This window comes from Streptomyces sp. AV19 (assembly GCF_015999245.1).
Lineage (GTDB): Bacteria > Actinomycetota > Actinomycetes > Streptomycetales > Streptomycetaceae > Streptomyces.
On record NZ_JAEAMR010000005.1, the window covers coordinates 49,668 to 66,347 of the forward strand.

13 protein-coding genes are annotated in these 16,680 nt (G+C 70.9%); 5 read left to right on the forward strand and 8 right to left on the reverse strand.

The window, feature by feature from the left end; genetic code table 11:
- Window positions 1-38: 38 nt before the first annotated feature.
- From I5Q34_RS07525 to I5Q34_RS07550, 6 genes are all read right to left on the reverse strand, one after another.
- Window positions 39-1,457 carry an NAD(P)/FAD-dependent oxidoreductase gene (locus I5Q34_RS07525; protein ID WP_199891397.1) on the reverse strand — a complete coding sequence of 473 codons (1,419 nt, stop codon included), beginning with the start codon at window positions 1,455-1,457 and terminating at the stop codon, window positions 39-41.
- A gap of 364 nt (window positions 1,458-1,821) precedes the next feature.
- Window positions 1,822-2,043: a hypothetical protein gene (locus tag I5Q34_RS07530; RefSeq protein ID WP_199891398.1), complete on the reverse strand. Its 222-nt coding sequence runs from the start codon at window positions 2,041-2,043 to the stop codon at window positions 1,822-1,824.
- A gap of 211 nt (window positions 2,044-2,254) precedes the next feature.
- Entirely contained in the window at window positions 2,255-3,106 is an 852-nt protein-coding gene (locus tag I5Q34_RS07535; RefSeq protein ID WP_199891399.1) for a PhzF family phenazine biosynthesis protein, read from the reverse strand.
- Window positions 3,103-3,465: a hypothetical protein gene (locus I5Q34_RS07540; protein ID WP_199891400.1), complete on the reverse strand. Its 363-nt coding sequence runs from the start codon at window positions 3,463-3,465 to the stop codon at window positions 3,103-3,105. Before I5Q34_RS07540 ends, I5Q34_RS07535 begins: the two co-directional genes overlap by 4 nt.
- On the reverse strand, window positions 3,462-3,683 hold the full coding sequence (locus I5Q34_RS07545) for an aminotransferase class III-fold pyridoxal phosphate-dependent enzyme (RefSeq protein ID WP_199891401.1): 222 nt from the start codon (window positions 3,681-3,683) through the stop codon (window positions 3,462-3,464). The genes I5Q34_RS07540 and I5Q34_RS07545 overlap by 4 nt, the downstream gene beginning before the upstream one ends.
- Before the next feature lie 593 nt (window positions 3,684-4,276).
- Window positions 4,277-7,207 (reverse strand): AfsR/SARP family transcriptional regulator, encoded by a 2,931-nt coding sequence (locus I5Q34_RS07550; protein ID WP_199891402.1) that lies wholly within the window; start codon window positions 7,205-7,207, stop codon window positions 4,277-4,279.
- A gap of 721 nt (window positions 7,208-7,928) precedes the next feature.
- Here I5Q34_RS07550 and pepN point away from each other — a divergent pair.
- Window positions 7,929-10,544: an aminopeptidase N gene (gene pepN / locus I5Q34_RS07555; protein WP_199891403.1), complete on the forward strand. Its 2,616-nt coding sequence runs from the start codon at window positions 7,929-7,931 to the stop codon at window positions 10,542-10,544.
- Window positions 10,545-10,829: 285 nt separating this feature from the next.
- Here the strand turns inward: pepN and I5Q34_RS07560 are convergent, their stop codons facing one another.
- The gene (locus tag I5Q34_RS07560) at window positions 10,830-12,452 is read right to left on the reverse strand and encodes an MFS transporter (protein ID WP_199891404.1); all 1,623 of its coding nucleotides are present in this window, start codon (window positions 12,450-12,452) and stop codon (window positions 10,830-10,832) included.
- 393 nt (window positions 12,453-12,845) lie between these two features.
- Between I5Q34_RS07560 and I5Q34_RS07565 the strand changes: the two genes are divergently transcribed.
- From I5Q34_RS07565 to I5Q34_RS07580, 4 genes are read left to right on the forward strand one after another with little or no spacing between them, the layout of a single operon-like run.
- On the forward strand, window positions 12,846-13,442 hold the full coding sequence (locus tag I5Q34_RS07565) for an SMI1/KNR4 family protein (protein ID WP_199891405.1): 597 nt from the start codon (window positions 12,846-12,848) through the stop codon (window positions 13,440-13,442).
- 5 nt (window positions 13,443-13,447) lie between these two features.
- Window positions 13,448-14,827: an ATP-binding cassette domain-containing protein gene (locus I5Q34_RS35980; RefSeq protein WP_374192987.1), complete on the forward strand. Its 1,380-nt coding sequence runs from the start codon at window positions 13,448-13,450 to the stop codon at window positions 14,825-14,827.
- Window positions 14,828-14,846: 19 nt separating this feature from the next.
- Entirely contained in the window at window positions 14,847-15,179 is a 333-nt protein-coding gene (locus tag I5Q34_RS07575; protein ID WP_199891406.1) for a MazG-like family protein, read from the forward strand.
- A 5-nt stretch (window positions 15,180-15,184) separates the two neighbouring features.
- Window positions 15,185-15,673, forward strand: coding sequence for an NUDIX hydrolase (locus I5Q34_RS07580; RefSeq protein ID WP_307811651.1), 489 nt, complete (start codon window positions 15,185-15,187; stop codon window positions 15,671-15,673).
- Window positions 15,674-15,935: 262 nt separating this feature from the next.
- Here the strand turns inward: I5Q34_RS07580 and I5Q34_RS07585 are convergent.
- Window positions 15,936-16,680, reverse strand: a 745-nt coding sequence (locus tag I5Q34_RS07585; RefSeq protein ID WP_199891408.1) for a serine hydrolase, incomplete at its 5' end; no start/stop codon positions are given.

The window sequence follows — 16,680 nt, forward strand, 5'->3', positions numbered from 1 at the left end:
GCGACATCCACGGCGACCCGCCGGACACCCCCTGACCGTCAGGTCTCCGGGGTCTCCGGCAGGAGCGGTGGCGCGGAGAGCGGGGCGGGCACGGGGCTGAAGAGGACGGCCCGGAGGACCTTCGGGGCGAAGAACTTCGTGTTCGGGGCCGCGAGGGAGCCGACCTCCCGGAAGGCGTCGCCGACGACGGGGTTGCCGGGGACGCGCTGGATGACGCGGTTGAGGTACCAGGCGATGGGACGGTCGATCGCGCGGGGCCGCACCGCGTTGCCGGTGACGCCGGGGACGGCGCGGTCGCCCCCGGTGGAGATGTCCCACGCCTGCCGGGCGACGGCGGCCAGGGCGCGCTGCACGCGCCGCGTGGTGGGGGTGCGGCGGGGATCGTCCAGGGTGTCGCGCAGGGCGACGGCGCACAGTGCTGCCACCGACATGCCCTGCCCGTAGACGGGGTTGAAGGCGCACAGCGCCTCGCCGGTGGCGAGGAAGCCCGCCGGGCGGCGGCCCGGGAGGTCGTAGCGGCGGCGGACGTTGGCCGCCTTGCGGAAGCCGTGGATGGGGGTGAGGGGTTCGGCCTTCTCCAGCCACTCACGGATCATCGGGTGCGGGAGGCTGGCGGCGAAGTCGAGGTATCCCGCCTCGTCCGTGGGCGGTTCGTTCCCTCTGAAGCCCGACAGGAGCGCGATCCACCGGTCGCCCTCGACGGGCGCCAGGATCCCGCCGCGCGGCTGTGTGCCGTCGATCGCCATGTAGACGGCCCGGTAGGTCAGTTCACCGGTGCCCGGTCCGGCCCGGTAGAAGCGCGTGGCGTAGGCGAGGCCCGCGTCGATCGTCTCCTCGTGCGGCGGCTCGGCGCCGATCGCCCGCAGCCAGGCGGGGGCCCGCGAGGAGCGGCCGGAGGCGTCGAGGACCAGGTCGGCGGTGAGCGTGCGGGTCTCCTGGCCGGCGCCGCGGGCCCGGACCTGCACGCCGCGTATGCGCGCGGCGTCACCGACGAGGCCGGTCACCTCGGTGCCCTCCAGGACGGTGATCCTGGGGTCGGCGAGAACGCGGCGGCGGACCAGCCAGTCGGCCAACGGGCGGGAGCCGGTGAGGACATGGGTGCTGGCGGGAGTGCGCCGGATCCAGCCGTTCTCGTGCCGCTGCAGGATGTCGGTGGGCATGCCGAGGCGTGGGGCGCCGTGCTCGAGCAGTTCCTCCGGCAGGCCGGGCAGCAGTTCCTCCAGCGCGTCCGCCCCGCCCTTGAGAAAGAGGTGGGCGTGCCGGTCCTGGGGCACGCCGGGGCGGTGCTCGGGGCCGTCGGGGTAGCGGTCGCGCTCGACGACGGTCACGGAGCCCGCGTGGTCCTTGAGGACGTGGGCCGCCAGAAGCCCGGCGAGGCTTCCTCCGATGACGACCACGTGCCGCTTCGCTCGGTCGGATTCCTGGGCGCGCTCGGCGCGCGGCGAACCGATTCCCATGGGTCGATCCTCTCTCCGGCCCGCCTCCCCCCTGGTGGCGGTCCCTGTTGCCGGACGCGATCACCTTACGGATTGATCACTAACTTCCACGGGGCAGGTGGTTTCCTTGTCAGGTCCGGGGGACGATGACACCGAAATCCGAACTCGTCCTTCCATCTCCGCCCGAAGGCACAGGGATCGGTGCAGCAGAGCGCGGCCGAATCGGTCAGCAGGGGGAGTTGACGTCCCAGGGCGTGCAGGAGCAGTCGACGGCCGTCCAGTCGAACGCACGCTCGTCCGGTCCCCTCAGGCGGGAGGCTGCGGGATTTGGCGGCCGGACGACTTGGTCCGCTGCCGGGCCTGGAGCCCCGCGCAGAACGGGAGTTCAGGGCAGGGGGCGGAACGAGCGCAGGACAGGCTCGCCGAACAGGTCCACCACAGGCCCGTCGATCCGGAAGCGTTCGAGATTCACCAGGTGGTACTGGACTCCGAACCACAGCGGAAACAGAGGGAGTTCGGCACAGATTCTGGCCTCGGCCTCGTGGTAGAGGGAACGCCGTTCTTCGGCGTCGGCGGTGGCGCGGGCCTTGTCGATGAGGCCGTCCACGTCCGCGTTGCGGGGGAGGCCAGGCCGACGGGACGGCCGCGTCCGTCCTCCAGCGTGATGTGGCGCAGCAGGCCGCCCGAGGACGCCTCGCAGTAGCGCAGCCACGCGGGCGAGTCGTACAGCGTTCCCGAGGCGAAGAGCGGTGCGAGCGCGTCCCGCGGAAGGTCGTCCACGCTGTGGTGGACCCGAGTGGTGAACGGGCCTGCCGAGGTCATGGGAGCATCAGCCTTCCGGAGAGCAGGGGCGTGACTTCGCCGCCCAGCAGCACCGCGCCGTCGTCCTGGACGCGCAGCAGCAGATGGCCTTGCCGGGCGGGATCCCGGGGTCCCTGGCAGACGCGCACGTCACCACGGAATCCGTCCAGCGCCGCCAGCGCTCCGAGGCCCAGAACGGCCCCTCCGGTCGCGTTGTCCTCCGCGCCCGACAGGGACGTGGTGAAGACCCGCACGCGCCACTCACCGGCGCTGTCGGGCGCGGACAGCACCAGACCGCTGGTCCGTGTCCTGGCGCACAGCTCCAGGACGGCCTCCGCCTCGACCGTGGCGGCCATGAGCTGAGCGGCGTCCGCGCAACGCAGATGGAGCCGGCTGCGGGACTGACGGGTGATCACCGGCGGTGCCGAGTCCGCCGGGTCCGCGCGGACGAAGTCCGGCCAGCCGGCCTCCTCCAGCTCCAGCGCTCCGGCGTCCTCGTGCCGGGCCCAGGTGACCGGCCCCTCGCGGTGCACCACCAACTGCTCGCCGCGCTCGTGCCGTACGCGCCACGGCGCGCGGTCCGGTGCGTCCAGGGCGGTCAGTACGGCGAGCGACGTCTGCAGGCACTGCGCGAGCTCCTCGACGGGCGAGAAGGTGCGCAGCACCACGTCGCCGTCGGCGGCCGCGGTGACGAACGCCGTGTCCGGGACGCCCAGCAGCGCGGCGGCGGCCGCCGGGTCGGTGACGGGCTGCCCGGGCGGCACCACCACGGTGTGGTTGCCGCCCGTCGCTCCGCGTCCGAAGACCCGGCCCCGCCACGTCGCCCCGTGCGCCGTGCCGGCGGACCGGTCGTCCCTCCCGTGGGTCACCGGTCGCTCCCCGTGGAGTCCGCTTCCGCCGTCAGGGCCTCGCCCAGAACGGAGACGGAACGCAGCAGTTCGTCCTCGGGGATCGTCAGCGGCGGTGTCCACTTGACGACCGCGCCGTCCGTGCCGCCCCGCAGGGCGATCACGCCGAGGTCCCGCATCCGGCGGACCACGGACCGGGTGAAGGCCGCGCGGTCGCCGCCCGGTGCCGCCGCGATCCGGACCCCGGTCATGAGACCGCGGCCGATCGTCTCCAGGCGTACGCCCGGTACGGCGAGTTCGGTCACGGCCCGCACCAGGACGTCACCCAACCCGGCCGCGCGCTGCGGCAGTTGCTCGCCGAGCAGCGTGTCGACGGTCACCGAACCCGCGGCGCGGCGACGGGGTTCGCGGAGAACGTGCTGGTCTGGCGCAGCGGCGGGACGGCCGCCAGCAGCTCGCGGGGGCCGGCGGCCAGTGAGACCGGGAGTCCGCCGCCCAGTGCCTTGCCCAGGACGGCGAGGTCCGGCACCCACGTCCTCGTACCGGAAGCCGACTCCTCGGCCGCCCGCAGGACACCGGCGTACGGCAGGGCGTCCATGCTGCCGCGGGGGTCGCCGTCCGTGCGGTCGAGCAGGAGACGCCCGGGCGGACGGACGGGCCGAGGTGCAGGAGGTGTGGGAGCAACGTGCCTGTGATGCCGGGCAGTTGCAGTCACTCGGCGAGCTTCCTCATCTGAGCCGGCGGGCTTCCCCGTTCGGGAAGGAACGCCGGTCAAGCCGCCGGTGACCTCGACACCGTTCTCCCGCAAACGCTTCCTGAGGCGCCATGGAAGCGCGTGGGCGTACGTCACGATCGGCACGGGAAGAAGCAGTGTGAAGGTGACCAGAAGAATCAGCGCCAACGTGGACTCCCTCCCCGTCCGTACGCCCGATCATATCGGTGTGCTTGTTGACGATCTACGCTGCCGGGCCAACAAGTCACCCCGTGGTGGAGGCGGTTGAGGAACACGTGGGGAATTGCACGCATGATGGGGGCAGTTGACGCCGACGCCGCACCCCGCATCTCGGTTCTGCCCAGGTTGCCGGCCGTCGCGAATGTCCCAGCTCGACAGGGTGCCATGCGGACCACGGCGGGTGGCATCCGGTGATGTCCGGACGGGAAATGCTGTCGGCTCTGCCGGTGCCGGGGAACTCACCCTCCCGGGCCGGGGGTGCCGAGCCGTTCGAACACGATGTGCGCCTCGGCCAGGCACGCCTGGCCGCGGTCGTGCTGGCCGAGATCGAGAAGCGCGTGGCCGAGGGCTGTGAGTGCGTTGGCCCGGCGGTGTTCCAGGCCGACCTCCTTGGCGATGACCAGCGCCTGTTCGGCCGCTTCCACCGCCTGGGACGGGTGTCCGGCGGCGCGGCAGGACTCGGCCAGGCCCACCAGCACGCCCGGCATCCGGTCCCAGGACTCCAGCGCGCGCAGGACCGCCAGGCAGTCGCGGTAGGCCTCGCACGCCGGCCCGAACCGGCCGAGGCCGTGCAGTGCCGTCGCCCGGGCGTAGATCATGTGGATCTGGCCGACGCGGTCCCCGAGGTCCTGGAACGTCGCCAGGCTCCGCTCGGCCCGGTGCCGCGCCGACTCCAGTCGTCCGATGGCCACGTCGGCCAGCGCCGCCATTCCCTCGACGAACGCGCGTGAGGACCGGTTGTCCAGTTCGGCGGCCCGCGTGGCGGCCTCGTCGCACCAGGCCACGACTTCCTCGTCGCTGTGGTGGCGGATGCCGGTCAGGGCGAGCGCGGAGAGTGCGGGGGCCAACAGGGCGGCTTGCCCGGTCCGTCGGCACAGTGCGATCACCCGCTCGGCCTCGGCCCGGGCCTGCCGGGTGCGCAGCATCTCCCGCAGCGCCCACACCAGCGTGTAGCGGGCGTACGCCTCGCTGCGCGGCAGGCCCGCGGCGCGCGCGGCCTCGGCGACGCGTCCGGCCAACTCGCACAACTCCGGCACCGCCATGCCCAGATCGATCAGCTGGATCAGCACCAGCGTCAGATCCGCCAGGACCATCACCGGCCCGTCGGGATCCCGGGAGGCCTGCGCGGCCACGGCCAGTACGGCGGTGATCTCCTGCCCGGCCCAGCGCAGGCCCTCGGACAGGCTGTCGAACTTCGGCTCGGCAACCCTCGGCGTCACCAGGTCGGGGAAGGGGTAGCCGGGCCGGACCACCCGGTACAGGTCGGCCACCGTTACCAGGTAATGCCGCAGCAGCCGCTCCAGGGCGGCTCGTTCGGCGACGGGGCCTTGCTCCTCGCGAAGCAGCTGGCGCGCGAACAGCCGCAGCAGGTCGTGGTAGTGGTAGCGGCCGGGGTGCGGGCAGGACAGCAGTCCCAGGTCGGTCAGCGACTCGGCCAGCCGCTCGGCCTCCTGCTCCGGCAGTTCCAGCAGCGCCGCGGCGGCCGCCGACGACACCCCCGGTCCGTCGGGCAGGGCCAGCAGCCGGAACGCGCGTGCGGTCTCGGTGTCGAGTTGGTCGTAGCTGAGCCGGAACGACGCGGCGACCGCCAGCTCGCCGGTCGCCAGCTCGGCCAGGCGGCGGCGCTCGGAGGCCAGCCGTTCGGCCATGTGCGACAACCGCCAGGCCGGGCGGGCGGCCAGCCGGGATGCCGCGGTCCGCACCGCCAGCGGCAGGAACCCGCAGGCCTCCGCCACCTGCCGGGCCGCGTCGGGTTCGGCGGCCACGCGCGGCTCCCCGGCGATCGCGGCGACCAGCCGCACCGTCTCCTCGCACGACAGCGGCTCCAGGCCCACCAGCCGCGACATCGGCATGCCCGTCAGCCACACCCGGCTGGTCACCAGCACCGCGCAGGACGGACTGCCGGGCTGCAGCGGACCGACCTGGGCGGCGTCGCGGGCGTCGTCCAGCAGCACCAGCACCCGCAGGTTCGCCAGCCGCGACCGGAACAGGGCCGCCCGCTCCGTGGTCTCCCGGGGGATCGCGGCGTCGGCCACGCCCAGCGCGCCGAGGAAGGCGGCGAGGACGTCGGCGGGGTCGGCGGGGAGGCCGCCGGCCCCGCGCAGGTTGACGTACAGCTGTCCGTCGGGGAACCGGTCGCGCACGGCGTGGGCGACATGCACGGCGAGCGTGGACTTGCCCACCCCGCCCATGCCCGACACCCCCACCAACGGCATGGCCGGGCCACCGGAGGCCAGGTCGGCGCACAGGTCCCGCACGAGGTCTTCACGACCGGTGAAGTCGGCGATGTCGGCGGGCAGTTGCGCCGGAGGGAACGAGGCCGAACCGGCCTGCCCGGCCGGTGCGTCCGGCACCGCCGCGGACGGCGCGGCCAGGTGCGGATCGCCCCGCAATATCCCCTGATGAAGCTCGCGCAGACGCGGCCCCGGACCGATCCCCAGCTCCTCGGCGAACACACGGTGGGCGTCGGCGAACACGCCCAGGGCCTCGGCCTGTCGTCCACTGCGGTAAAGCGCCAGCATCAGCAGCTCCCGCAACGGCTCCAGCAGCGGATGCTGGTTGACCCACATGGTCAGCTCACCGATGGCACCGGCGTGCCGCCCCACCTCCAGCTCCGTCTCGAGCCACGCCTGGACGGCGAGCAGCCGCCGTTCGCCGAGCCGGGCCCGCTGCGCCTGCGCGTACGGCCCGGGAAGTCCCGCCAGCGGGTCGCCCTTCCACAGCTCGCACGCCTCCCGCAGCAGCTCGGCCGCACCGGCCGCGTCACCTCCGGCGCGGGCCCGCTCCGCCGCCGTGACCCGTTCCTCGAACACCTCGACGTCCAGGCATCCCGCGGGCAGCCGCAGCTCGTAGCCGTTGCCCGCCGACACCAGAACCGTCGGGCGCGTCCGGTCGGCCTCCAGCACGCGCCGCAGTCGTGAGGCGTAGGTGCGCAGCACCGCCACGGCCTGGGCCGGCGGGTCCTCCCACAAGGCATCGAGGAGTTCATCGATCGAGACGGCCCGGCCCGCACGCAGTGCCAGGACCGCCAGCACCGCCCGCTGCTGGGGGGAGCCGAGGTCCAGCTCGGTCTCCCCGCGCCGGGCGTACACCGGTCCGAGGACGCACAAGCGCAGCCGCTCCGCGCTGCCCGCGATCGGCGCGTCGAAGGACTTGCTGATGTTGATCACCGTTGTGTGAGAGTGCGACCGGACAGGTCTCGGACAGGTCTCGGACAGGTCTTCGGGGGCGGCCGAGAGCTCAGAGCTTACAACGGCACGGAAGCCGTGGACAGAAGCCCCCAACAGGTTGGGGACGGGGCCGAACAGGCGGGTGGAGACGGCCGGTTTGCGGCGATGGATGGCAGGGGCAACCTTCGCGCCGGATGGGCAAGTCCCGTCGGCCCGGGCTGCCGACGTGACAGTCCCGGTCCGGAGAACAGGGCGTATATCGGCCGTATAGGGAAGGTACAACTTCCGTCCAACGGTCCCGGATACCTTCATTCTCATCGCGCTGGTTCGCCGATGCGACTGCCGCTGAAAACAGCCGGAGAAGGGATGGGAATCGCAGGCCAAGTCCTTTTTCTTCCACGAAGAACTTCTGGCGGTAACAACGCCGAGCGGAACCGTCGCGGGTGGCCACCCTCCTGGCTTTCCCCGCTCGCACGCGTTACCGCGTCATCGGCGCTCGAGCCCCGCTTCGACGCCGGAGCGACCCGGTGCGGCCGGCAACTGCCCGGCGGCGCCGAGCTCCTCGCCGTCGTGATCACGGAGCCGTTGCTCCTCGCGGCCGCCACGGCACGGTTCCGCCGACGCGACCGACCCGGCTCCCGCCACACGACCTACCCGGCTCACCCGGCCCACCACCCGGCCTTGCCGACCACCGTTGCCCCGCAGTGGAGACACCACAGCCATGACCATCCGCGACATCACCCGCACGGAAGCACACCGGCGCAGTGCCCTGCTCCACGTCCACGACTACGAGGTCGAACTCGACCTGTCCCGGGCGTACGACCGCGCGGCAGCCGACTTCACCACGCACACCACCATCCGCTTCCGCGCACAGGCCGGCGCCAGGACATTCGTCGACCTGGTGGCATCGCGGGTCCACGGCATCGAACTCAACGGCAACGCGCTCGATCCCGCCGCCTGTTACACCGGTGCCCGCATCCTGCTCGCCGACCTCGGCGACGACAACGAGCTGCGCGTCACGGCCGATTGTTCCTACGCCGGCCCGGGCGAAGGACTCCAGCGCAGCTTCGACGTGGACGGATCGGTCCACCTCCACACCCAGTTCGAGGTGTGCGCGGCCCGCCGCGTCTTCGCCGTCTTCGACCAGCCGGACCTGAAGGCGCCGCTGCGCCTCACCGTCACCGCACCGAACCACTGGGAAGTCTTCTCCAACTCCCCGACCCCGAGCCCCCACCCGGTCGACGCGTCGACGGCCCGCTGGCGCTTCCCCGCCACGCCGCCGCTGCCGTCGTACGTCATGGCACTGGTCGCGGGCCCCTTCCAGGTGCACCGATCGCAGGTCACCCTGCGGGGCCGGTCGATACCGCTCGCCGTCGCGGCGCGTCCCTCCCGCCTCGACGCGTCCGACGCGGAGGAGATCCTCGACGTGACCCGGCGGGGCATCGAGTACTTCTCCACGGCGTTCGGGCAGGACTACCCGTTCGCCAAGCACGACCAGATCGTCGTACCCGATCTCGTCCCCACCGCGATGGAGAACGCCGGCTGCGTGACCCTGAGCGAAGACCTGCTGTCCCGCTCGAAGGCGGCCGAAGCCCTCCGCGAACGCCGCGTCGAGACGGTCCTCCACGAACTCGCGCACATGTGGTTCGGAAACCTGGTGACCATCAAGTGGTGGGACGACCTGTGGCTGAAGGAGGCGTTCGCCACCTACTGGGCCGTCACCGCCCGGGCCGGGACGACCGGCCGCCGCCCCGCCTGGGCCACCTTCGCCAACGGCAAGAAGGCCGCGGCTTACCAGCAGGACGAACTCCCCACGGCGCGACCGGTCTCCGCCGCCGTCCCCGACACCGCACGGGCCGCGACCACCTTCGACGGCATCTCCTACGCCAAGGGCGCCGCCGTGCTCCGGCAACTGGCCGCCTCCATCGGACCCGAGGAGTTCCACGCGGGCATCCGGCGGTACTTCACCAGGCACCGCTGGGGCAACGCCGGCCTCGACGACTTCCTGGCCGCGATGTCGCACGGCCGCACGGACAACCTCGAGGAATGGTCGGCGCAGTGGTTCGAGACGCCGGGACACACGGTCCTGCGCGCCGATTTCGACCTCGATCCCGGCCTCGACGGGGACGGCCGGTACACCCGCTTCGCCATCCGCCAGGAGTCCGGCACCGTCCCCACACCCTTGCGCGACCACCGCCTCGCCATCGGCTGTTACGACATGGTCGACGGCCACCTGGTGCGAACCGGCCGCCTCGAAACCACCGTCACCGGCTCACGAACCGAGATACCCGGCATGCGCGGCAGGCGGCAGCCGGATCTCCTCCTGCTCAACGACGACGACCTGACCTACGCCCAGGGCCGGTTCGACGACCGGTCACTGACCACGCTGCGGCAGCACATCGGCGACCTGCCCGACCCGCTGGCCAGGGCCCTGTGCTGGGGAACCTGCTGGAACATGGCCTACAACGCCGAGTTCCCGGCCCGCGAATACGTACGGCTCGCACTCTCGGCGATCGACCGCGAACCGGACACGGGCATGCGCGAGCCGCTCCGACTCCGGGTCGCCGCCGCGGTGGAACGCCTCGTCCACCCGGACTGGCGCCCGGCCGGCCGACGGCTCCTGGCCGACACCGCCCACCGCCTGGCACTCGCCACGGACGCCGGATCCGACCACCAGCTCGGCTGGGTCCGCACCCTGGCCGACACCGCGGCCACCGGCGAACAGCTCACCTTCCTCTCCGACCTCCTCCACGGCATCCGGACGCTCCCCGAACTGGTCCTGGACGCGGGACTGCGCTGGACGCTGCTCCGCGCCCTGGTCGTCAACGGGCACGCCGGCGCGGCCGAGATCCAGGACGAGCTGCGCCGCGACCAGACCCGCCAACTCCAGGCCCTGCGCACACGGGCGGCCCAGCCGGCCGCGGCGGCGAAGGAGGCGACCTGGCGGCGGCTGGTCGGCGACGACGAACTCACCCTTCCCGTGGTGACCGCTCTCGTCGGCGGCTTCCAGACGATTCCCGTCGGCAGGCACGACCTGCTGGACGGCTACGCGGCCCGCTACTTCGACGTCATCGGCGAATTGTGGGACAGACACCCGTACGGCGTCGCGCGCCAGATCGCCCATGGGCTCTACCCGAGGCTGCTCGTCGGCCGGCCGGTACTGGACCTCACCGAACGCTTCCTCGACCGCCCCGGCGTGGCTCCCGGCCTCCGCAAGATCGTCAGCAATGCGGGCGAGACCATGATCCGCTGTCTCAACGCCCAGGCGACGGACGCCCGTTCATCGGACACGACCCTTCCGGCGGCCATGGCTTCCGCGGCCGCGGCCACTGTGTAGCCGCACATCTCACCAAGCGGACGCAGCGTGTGGACGGTGACCCGCAGCTCATCCACCGTGTCGTCCACCTGGCCGACCTCACCGCGGGCACCGACGTCCGCTGCGCCATGGGCGTTCCCGACCCCCACTCCCTGGTGGGCCGGTTCGTACCGGACGCGGATCCGCATGTTCCCTCCCAGGGGCTCACGGCTGTCCATGACCGGGGGCGCGACGCGGGGAGGCCGGCTCAGAGTGCCCGCTCCTCCTCCGCAGGTGGGATCGGAAGCGATCACCGTTGAGAAGACCTCAGTGGCTGACCACGCCGTCGTCCTCGGAAGCGGGTCGGCCATCGGCCCCGGAACGGGTGGTCTCCCCAGCCGGGCCTCGATCGTGGTTCGGCTCCTGCACCGGCCCCGCGGGCTTTCCGGCAGGACGCATGGCCATCACCAGTACAGCTGCTCCGGAGAGTGCGATGAGCATGATCCATACCGCGCCGACGTGCATCGCGTGAATGAACGCGTCATCGGCAGCGTGCGCAAGAGCGGGCCGGTGGGTCGCGGTGGCGACATGCCGGGCCTGTTCGGCGGAAACTCGCGCCCGGTCCTGCACCGGCCCGGGCACACCGCTCAGCGAGGGTTCGATCGCGCGCCGGTACACGATCGACATGATCGTGCCGCCAACCGCGATCCCGATCACGCTGCCGGTCTGTCGCACGGTGTTGGTGACGGCCGACCCGGCACCGGCCCGGTCCAGCGGCAGGGAGCCGATCAACGCTGCCGTCACCGGGCCGAGAACCATGCCGATCGAGAGGCCCTGGACCAACAACAGGATCTCGATCCAGAGGAGTGGGGTCTGAAGTCCGAACAACCCGTACGCGCCCATGGTCAGCGCCGCCACGGTGAGCGCCGGTGCAGTGATGGGGCGCAGCGACCAGCGGTGAACCAGACGCGCGCCGAGGGGCGCCCCCAGGATCGCACCGAGCGCGGTAGGGAGGCCGGCCAAGCCCGCCTCCATCGGCGAAAAGCCGCGTGCGCCCTGCAGGTAGAAGGCGTTGTAGAAGGTGACGGCGGCGATGGCGAAGAGGAGCAATCCGAGCGCTGCGTTGCCGCCACCGAATGTACGTTGCGCGAGCAGCCGGGGATCGAAGCTGGGTGCCTTGATCCGCAGTTCGACGAGTACGAAAGCGGCCAGCAGGACCAGTCCGACGGCGATCGGCGCCCAGACATCCGTACGGCTCCAGACGGCCACCTGCCCCGCATGGATCAGCCCGTAGGCCAATGCCGCGAGCCCGCTGATCGACAGCAACATCCCGGCCGGGTCCAGCGGCCGCGGGACGGGGCTGCGGAAATTCGGGACCAGCATGGCGATCCCGGCCAGCGCCAGTACCACGACCGGGACATTGACCAGAAAGACCGAGCCCCACCAGAAATGGTCGAGAAGCAATCCTGCCAATACCGGGCCTGCGGCCATTCCGACACCGGCGGATGTCGAGGAAATGGCGATCGCGGTTGCCCGCGCGGGGCCGGTGAAGGTCCACATGAGGATGGCCAAGTTGGCGGGCATGATCAGCGCGCTGCCCACTCCCATCGCGGCTCGGGCGGCAATCAGCTGGCCTGCGCCGCTTGCGTACGCCGCCCACACCGAGGCCCCGGCGAAGATCACCAATCCGGTTGCGAGCACGGTCCGGTGGCCGAAGCGATCACCCAGTGCGCCTGCGGTGAACATCAAGGTGGCGAAGGCCAGAGTGTACGAGCCTGTGGCCCATTGAAGCTCGGCCGGGCCGGCATCCAGCCCACGGTCCGGGTCCGCGAGGGTCTCCAGGGCGGTACTCAGGACGGTGTTGTCCAGCCAGATCAGCAGCGAGCACAACATGAGAACGGCAAGGATCAACTGCTGCCTGGACTTCGGCAACGTTGGGGACGTGGTCATGAATACCTTCGGGTGCGATCGGTGAAAACCTGACGCGACTGGACCGTAGGCAATCGTCGCACCTCTGTCAATTCCTGAGTGTCAGTCAACTGACCGCTGTTCCAGGAGAGTTGTGAGGGCATATTGCCGCGCCACTGTCAATTCTTGAACGCCCATGAACAATTCCGCTTTTGGTGAGTCGCCGGGGGCATATCTCCACGGCTCTGTCAAATTTTGAGCTTGTTTTTCACCTCGATCGTTCATGAGCCTTGTCGGTTCGCTGACGAGGGGTGTGTTGGAGTGGTGCGGCCCAGGGCGCGTATCGGGCCGTGATCAATGGGTAGTTCGGGTGAGGCCTTGTCGGCGGCCGGCGTCTGGTGCCTGGTGTCGTACCCCACGGCTATGGTCCGGGCTATGACCGATGACCAGATACGGGCTGAACAGACCCTCATCGCCTGGGCGCGGATCGAGAGGTGGCTGAAGGAGCATGCCCCCCGCACCTTCCAGCGGTTGCCCGCGCCCGCGACGGAGGGCGAGCTCCGCTCGCTGGAGCAGGAGCTCGACTTGACGGTCCCGGCCGACGTGCGCGCCTTCTACCTGATGCGCAACGGCACCGGACCCGCCTCGGATTTCGACTGGCCCACGTCCCATGACGCCCCCGAGCCGACCGGGTACTTCCTGCCCGACGGTGAGGGGATCGGCCCCCTGGAGAACCTGGGCACGTGGTTCGAGGGCCCGGTCGCGGCCGAGCGCCTGGACGACCAGCCAGGGCAGCGGTACCTACCTCTCACCACCATCGACCCGGACGGCTTCTACGGCACCTTCGTCGACTGCACCCCCGGCCGGGGGCACGGACTGCTCGGCAGCTACGCCGAGGCCGAATTCCCGAACCTGGGGGAGGCGACGTTCGCCACCTACCTGGCCGAGGTCGCCGACGCGCTGTGCGAGGGGCGGGGCTTCGGGGACGACACTGCGCCGCGCGTGATCGACGGACGCCTCGACTGGCGGTAGGCGGGTTGATCGCCTGGAGCCGGGCGATCCACCGCAAGCCCGCCGTGCCCGTACCGGACGAGCCCACCAGCGAGATGGACGCCCGCGGCGAGCACTTGATCTTCCAGGCCATGAAAGCCGCGGCCGCCGACCGAATCTCCATCGTCGGCACGCACCGGTCGGAGAACACAAAGATCGCGGACCGGATCGTCGTCATGGAACACAGCCGGATCACGGAAGCAGAAAACATTCAACCAACTCGCCACATCCACCAGGCCGTTGCTCTACGAATTGTCCCAGGACCGACAGAGGGAACGCACATTGACCACCCCACCACGACAAGCAAGAAGGAGGGACTGCCGTTGACGGAAGCCGTGAGCATGTCCCCGGCCTCGGCCGGGCTGCCGGTCTTCGAGTACGACGACTACCGCAAAGCGATCAGCGACCAGATCACCCTGCGGCACATGGCCCGACGGCTGCCGTCCACCCTGGCCCGCGCGTTCCGGCTGGGATGGACCGTGGACCGGGCCGCCGTGGTGTGGATGGTCGGATTCCAGGTCGTGGCGGCGGGATCGGCTGCCGCGGGGGTCGCCGCGATCTCGGCCGCACTCGGGCGCCTCCTCGCCCCCGGCGTGGTGCCCGACCGCATCCAGGCCGCCGTTCCGGCCATCCTCGTGGGGACGGCCATCGCCGGGTTCCGGGCGCTGGCCGGCCTCGCTTCGCGGGCGGCGGCGGCCCGGCTCGTACCGAAGGCCGCTCGTGAAGCGGACATGCAGCTGATCGAGGCGTGCCTGCGGATCGAGTACGACTCCTACGACCGGCCCAACTTCCGCACCGACTTCGAAGGAGCGGAACGGGGTTCGGACCACGTGGACATGGACGCCGACTCGGCGTGGGAGCACGTCGCCCTGGTGCCACAGGAATGGGCGCGCTGGCCCTTCCACGCCCGGGAGAACGTCACCCTCGGCCGCGTCCTCCCCGAGGGCGACAAAGCCGTATGGAACGCCGCACGCCGTTCCGGAGCCCAAGAAGTCATCGAATCCCTGCCCAAGGGCCTGGACCAGCTCCTGGGCAAAGAGCTGTGGTCCGGGCACGGCCTCTCGGGCGGACAGCGGCAGCGCATCGCCATCGCCCGCGCCTTCTACCGGCCCGCCGGCCTCTTCGTCCTCGACGAGCCCACCAGCGCACTCGACGCCCGTGCCGAGCACCACATCTTCCGCGAGCTGCGCGAGCAGGCCTCCGACCGGTGCACCGTGCTGGTCACTCACCGGATCGAGAACACCCGTTTCGCGGACCGCATCGTCGTCATGAACAAGGGTCGCATCGAACAGATGGGCACGTACGACGAGTTGGTGGCCGTACCCGGGCTGTTCTCCGAACTCCACGCACTCAGCCAAGATCGATGATCGAGGGGAGAACCGACCCGTGGACCCCGACTGGGACACCGTCGCGCGCCTGACCGAACGGCTCGACCGGCACAGCCGGCACGACGGCGACATGCGGCGTGTCCTGCAGATCCTGAAGATCGGCGAAGAGGCCGGCGAGGCCGCCGAGGCCGTCATCGGCGCCATGGGGCAGAACCCGCGCAAGGGCTTCTCCCACACCTGGGCCGATGTACAGGCGGAAGTGTGCGACGTGATCATCACGGCCATGGTCGCGTTGCAGCGGCTCACCCCGGACGCCCGTACCGCCTTCGCCGAGCACCTGGACCGCGTCGCGAAGCGCGACCTCACCGAAGACGAAGGGAGCGGACGTTGACGAACGTGTGGCTGCCGCCGCAGGAGTACAGCGCGGGCCTGCCGAAGGCCACGATGTACGGATCGCTGTTCTTCACCGACACCGCCGAACGCCCCCTGCAACTGCTCTCGTCCGTCGTCGCCGGGGTGTGGCAGTTCCCCGGCGGCAACACCGACGAGGGCGAATCCCCGTGGGGGACGGCGGTACGCGAGTGCCGTGAGGAGACCGGGATCGACTTCACCGGCCCGCCGCGGCTGCTGGCCGTCCACTTCATGCCGCCGGTCGGAGGCTGGGTGGCGTGCCGGACCGGGTTCATCTTCGACGGCGGCGTCCTCACAGACGAGCAGTTCGCGGCGATCCGGCTCGATCCGGACGAGCACGTCGAGTGGCAGGTGCGGACGGTGGGGGACTGGGAGCGGGAGTGCGATCCGTTGACGTTCCGGCGTCTGGCGGCGGTCATGGCCGCGCGGCGGAGCGGGGGAGCGGCCTACTTCGAGACAGAGGACTGGACTTGAGCCGGTCCGAAGGGGAAGTTCCTCCTCGGGGGAACTTCCCCCGGTTGTCGAATCGTGGTGCAGGACCGGTTTGGCCTGACGTTCGGACCGCAGTGACTATGGGTTCATGCGCTCCGTACTGGCCGGGCATCCTGTCGTTCAACTCCGAGTCCCATCCGCACTGGAAGACTGGTGAGGTCCTGCCGAGGGGCCGCCCGGCCGGCGGCCCGACAGCCCCTCGCAAGATTTCAGCAGTCTTCCGGAGTCTTCCGGACGGCGTGGTTCAGTGGCACAGGGCCGTGTCCACGACCTTCTCCACCCGTCTTACGTCCGCCTCGACGCCCGGCAGTCTGGTCACCGCGACGTTGGCCGCGCGGCCGTCCTCGGTGACGCCGCCCCGGGTCTCGTAGCCGTCGATGTCGCCGCCGTGGCCCCAGGAGACGCCGCCGCACGACAGCGGCATGCTCGCGATCCCCAGGCCGTAGCGGGCGCCGGGGCCCAGGTATTCGGCGGGGACGGTGGTGCGCATCTGGTCGAGCTGGGCCTTCGGCAGGAGGCGGCCGGACAGGAGCGCGCCGAAGAACCGGTTGAGGTCGGAGTTGGTGGAGAGCATCTGGCCTGCCGCCCAGGCCCAGGAGGGGTCCATTTCCGTGAAGTCGCGCAGCGGCGTGCCTTCCGGGCCTTTGACGTAGCCCTTGGGGTGAGGTTCCCGGATCGTCTTGTCGCCGGGGGCTGGGAAGTAGGTGTGGCGCAGGCCGATGCGTTGAATGATGCGCCGGTCGATCTCCTCGGCGAGGGGGCGGCCGGTGACCTTCTGGATGATCAGGCCGGCCAGCAGGTAGTTGGTGTTGCTGTACTCCCACTTCGTGCCGGGGGCGAAGTGGGCCTTGTGCTTCAGGGCGAGGTCGAGGATGTCGCGGGGTTCGAAGTACCGGTGCTGAATGGCGGGGAAGTCGAGATAGTCGGTGTAGTTGGGCAGTCCGCTGGTGTGCTGGAGGAGCCGGCGTACGGTGATGCGGCGGCCGTCG